The 3,987-nt window shown below is 46.3% G+C and carries 3 protein-coding genes; 1 reads left to right on the top strand and 2 read right to left on the bottom strand.

From position 1 onward, the window contains the following. Both Q0171_RS02125 and Q0171_RS02120 read right to left on the bottom strand, forming a co-directional pair. Positions 1–572 (bottom strand): GDP-mannose 4,6-dehydratase (locus tag Q0171_RS02125; RefSeq protein WP_299326179.1); only part of this gene is annotated, 572 nt, incomplete at its 3' end. Positions 573–651: 79 nt separating this feature from the next. Continuing rightward, complete coding sequence (locus tag Q0171_RS02120; protein ID WP_299326176.1) at positions 652–1,515, bottom strand: class I SAM-dependent methyltransferase; 864 nt, start codon at positions 1,513–1,515, stop codon at positions 652–654. A gap of 163 nt (positions 1,516–1,678) precedes the next feature. On the opposite strand from Q0171_RS02120, the gene flgE reads away from it, so the two are divergent. Beyond that, on the top strand, positions 1,679–3,829 hold the full coding sequence (flgE, locus tag Q0171_RS02115) for a flagellar hook protein FlgE (RefSeq protein ID WP_299326173.1): 2,151 nt from the start codon (positions 1,679–1,681) through the stop codon (positions 3,827–3,829). Positions 3,830–3,987: the final 158 nt, after the last annotated feature.

The raw sequence follows: 3,987 nt of genomic DNA, 5'->3' as shown, positions 1-3,987 counted from the left end.
TTACTCACCACTCGCCCATCATTTGGGTGCATTCTAGGACCATAGGTATTAAAAATCCGCATTACTTTAATGTTTAAATTATGCTGCCTTTGATAGTCAAAAAATAGCGTCTCCGCACACCTTTTGCCCTCATCATAACACGCCCTTATGCCTATGGGATTGACTGAACCTTTATAAGATTCTACTTGTGGGTGGATTTCAGGATCGCCATAGACTTCGCTTGTGGAAGCTTGTAGAATCTTTGCTTTCACGCGTTTAGCAAGTCCTAGCATATTGATCGCCCCCATTACAGAAGTTTTCGTCGTTTGCACAGGGTCAAACTGATAATGCACCGGGCTTGCTGGACAAGCAAGGTTATAAATCTCATCAACCTCCACATACAGCGGGAAAGTTACATCGTGTCGCATAAACTCAAATCTAGGATTTGATAAAAGGTGGAGAATATTTTGCTTTGTGCCGGTGAATAGATTATCCACACATAGCACTTCATCGCCGCGATCAAGCAGTCTCTCGCATAAATGTGAGCCTAAAAACCCAGCCCCGCCAGTTATGAGAATCTTTTTGTTTAGCATTGGAATCCTTTAATAAGCTAGGAATAATTCTGGGATTATAGCAGACTCTGGCGCGAGAATCTTAGAATTAGCCAGAGCCCTAGTGTGCTGTGATTTTATCGAGCATTTTTTTGCATATCCTTTTGACTTTTCTTGCTGCTCTTCTTGGCGTAGAAAGTTGCCATGTTTTTTGCAGAGCAAGGATATGTTCAAAAGCAAGTAAATACTCTCTACTATAATGCTTTGTGATATGTCCCTTAAATACTGCCAAGTCTTCTGCATTAGGCATATACACCCAAGGCAAATGTAAAAGCCGAAAATACAAATCAACATGTGTGCTTTGGTTGGGGCTTAGGATACAAGAGCCGATATTTTGGAAGAGATTCTCGTATGGAGCATATTGTGGTGGGATTGTTTTATCCCCGACAAGCGTGTGAAATAGCAGCGCACAGATACTATGGTGCTTGTCTGCAAGGCAATGATAAGCAAGGTCATGAATGATAATCGCAGCATTTGGTGCAAGATAAGGCAGCACCATAAGAAAGTCTAGTGCCTCGCCTGGTGCGGCATGGACGGTGTCAATGATACATAAATCGATTTTGTCTCCAACCCTGTCTAGGTGGTTTGCGCTTAGACCGCCTGTGTGAAGATGATAGTATGAAGCAAGCTCTGGGACTAGTTCTTGAACGAGAAACCCGCTTTTACGAGGCGTTGGCTTCCCCCCCCCCGTTTGCTTGACATTATCGCGGTAGTAGGTTGTATTGTAATCAATGGCATGTAGCGAAGTAGAATCCAAAAGATTATTGCGATTTAGATAGTCCAAGATTAGCACGCTATTTGCTCCTGCAGCAATGCCTATTTCACAGATTTTCTTAGGCTTGTGTTTTTGTAACATCTCTAGCACAAACGCTCGCTCGTGTTCGATCATCTCCGAGTATTTGGCGATGGTTGGATTTTGTATCATGGTTGGCTCCTTGTGTGGTGTTTTGCGCATTTTACCCAAAATATAAGGATATATACTCCAATCTGTCCTGCCATTTCCTAAACAGATTTTGCCTTGTCGCTTGCTTTTCACTTTGGCATAGTTATTGCTTTACCATTTGGCAAATTCACCACAAAGGACGACAATGCTACGATCACTATGGTCAGGTGTAAGCGGTATGCAGGCGCATCAAATCGCGCTAGATATTGAGAGCAATAACATTGCCAATGTCAATACGGTGGGGTTCAAATACTCTCGCGCATCATTTGTCGATATGCTTTCTCAAACAAAGCTCATCGCCACCGCCCCCTACAAAACAGGGCTTGGAGGGCAGAATGACTTCTCTGTGGGGCTAGGGGTTGGCGTCAATGCCACGACAAAGGTTTTCTCCCAAGGTAGCACGCAAAATACCGATGTCAAAACTGATATGGCAATTGAGGGGGAAGGCTTTTTTGTCATCTCCCCGGATAAAGGAGTTACGCTTAATTACACGCGCGATGGGAGCTTTCTCTTTGATGCAGATGGCAATCTTGTAACAACAGGCGGCTATGTCGTGCAAGGCTGGCTCAAAGATGACTTGAAAAATGCCTCAAAAATGAGCGAGCAGGAGTTCTACCACATCGATAGCACGGGACCTATCCGCAATATCCAAATCGATCCAAATATGGTAATGCCTGCGCGATCTTCGACTAATATCAAACTCCGTGCCAATCTCAACGCCGGACGCCACTCTGACCAAAATGCCAATATCTACGCACTAGATTCTACGACCAAAACACCTGCTGATGGGGTAAATCCGCTCTATGACTCCGCTGGGAATCTCACACAAATGCAAGAAGATATGGGCGCGCTTTTCAACCAAGATGGCGATGCCTTTGGGCTTACAGAAAATCAAGGGATATGGGTGAGCTACAAAAACGCGCAAATGATAAATAGCGTAGTCCCCACCAAAGAAAACAGCTCTATTACTATCAATGGTGCGAAAGTGTCTTTCTCTAATGACTCTGCGATGAGTGGGATCTCTACGCTTGTAGCCGCGCAAAATGCGATTAACGGCGTGCGTGATAAAACAGGGATTGAAGCCTATATGGAGGGCAAGCTCTTAAAACTTGTCAATCGCAATGAAATGGACGGCGATGAAAAGACCAAAAACATCATCATCACCAAAGGCGGCACCGGCGCGTTTGAAAACTTCGTCGAGGGCGATGCAGACATCACTTCTTTCCGCTATCGCTATACCAAATCCGAGTCCCCAGACTCTTCCACAGGGCAGTTTAGGACGACAGAAGAGCTGCGCCGACTCTTGCAATATGATGCCAATATGATTAAAGACCCAGATAAGGAGTATAACGACTCCACCGCTTCTGTGGCAGTTACTATCAATAAATTTGGTATGTTTGAGATGCTAAACCAAGATAATGGCGATGAAGAAGTCCAAAATATGTCGATTTTTGTCGCCTCGTATGGATCAGATCAAGTCTCTACCAATGTGCTTTTTAGAAACACGATGCGCGGGCTAAACACGGCTTCACTGCTAGAGGGCGGGGCTTCTGTATCCACCACGCGCCTAAGCCACGCCACACACACGACAACCATCGAGCTCTTTGACTCGCTAGGCTCGAAGCACACAATCCGCTTTGAGTTTGTCAAAACAGGCTCGGCGGAGTGGAGCTTTAGGGCAATTGTGCCAGAGCCTTCTGTCATCTATGGGGCTTCTGCTACGCGTCCAAATATCTTTGAAGGTGGGCGGCTGCGCTTTAATAGCGATGGCAGTCTAGCAGGTATGAACCCCCCTATTTTGCAGTTTGACCCCAAAAATGGCTCGATCGCGCCGCAGCGACTAAGCCTATCCTTTGGCTCCACAGGGGGCTTTGGCGGGCTTACAAGCGTGGATAAGCAGTCTGAAACCTATGCCATTGAGCAAGATGGCTATGGGGCTGGGGATTTGGTGGATATACGCTTTGACTCGGTGGGATCATTACTAGGCTCATTTAGCAACGGACGCACGCTAGCCCTAGCCCAAGTAGCCCTAGCAAACTTTGCCAACAACACAGGGCTTCAAGCAGAAGGCGGCAATGTCTTTTCATCAACGGGGAACTCTGGGCAAGCGATGATTGGCGCGGCAAACACGGGGCGGCGTGGTGGCGTCTCTGGCTCTAAGCTTGAGATGAGTAATGTGGATTTAAGCCGCTCACTCACCCAGCTTATCGTCGTGCAGCGTGGATTCCAAGCAAACTCCAAAGCTGTTACCACTTCAGATCAGATTCTAAACACACTGCTTAATCTTAAGCAGTAAGTTTGCTGGCTTTTGCTTCCATGCTTCTGGGGGCAGTTTTGGTTGTCTTATGAGTGCGCTAGAATCTGCCTAGATTCTAGGTGTGCTTAATTTTCATGCAATCTATGCTTACAACTGCCTAGGCGATCGTGCTTCAAGCAGAAAATCCCCCCCCCCCC

The sequence above is a fragment of the uncultured Helicobacter sp. genome (assembly GCF_937906905.1).
GTDB lineage: Bacteria > Campylobacterota > Campylobacteria > Campylobacterales > Helicobacteraceae > Helicobacter_B.
Note: the sequence above shows the minus strand (reverse complement) of the source record. Positions and strands in the feature narration are given on the sequence as shown.

What these genes read in the sequence shown, in the direction of transcription:
- Q0171_RS02120 (WP_299326176.1), bottom strand. Translation starts at nt 1,515, where the DNA reads ATGATACAAAATCCAACCATCGCCAAATACTCGGAGATGATCGAACAC.
- flgE (WP_299326173.1), top strand. Translation starts at nt 1,679, where the DNA reads ATGCTACGATCACTATGGTCAGGTGTAAGCGGTATGCAGGCGCATCAA.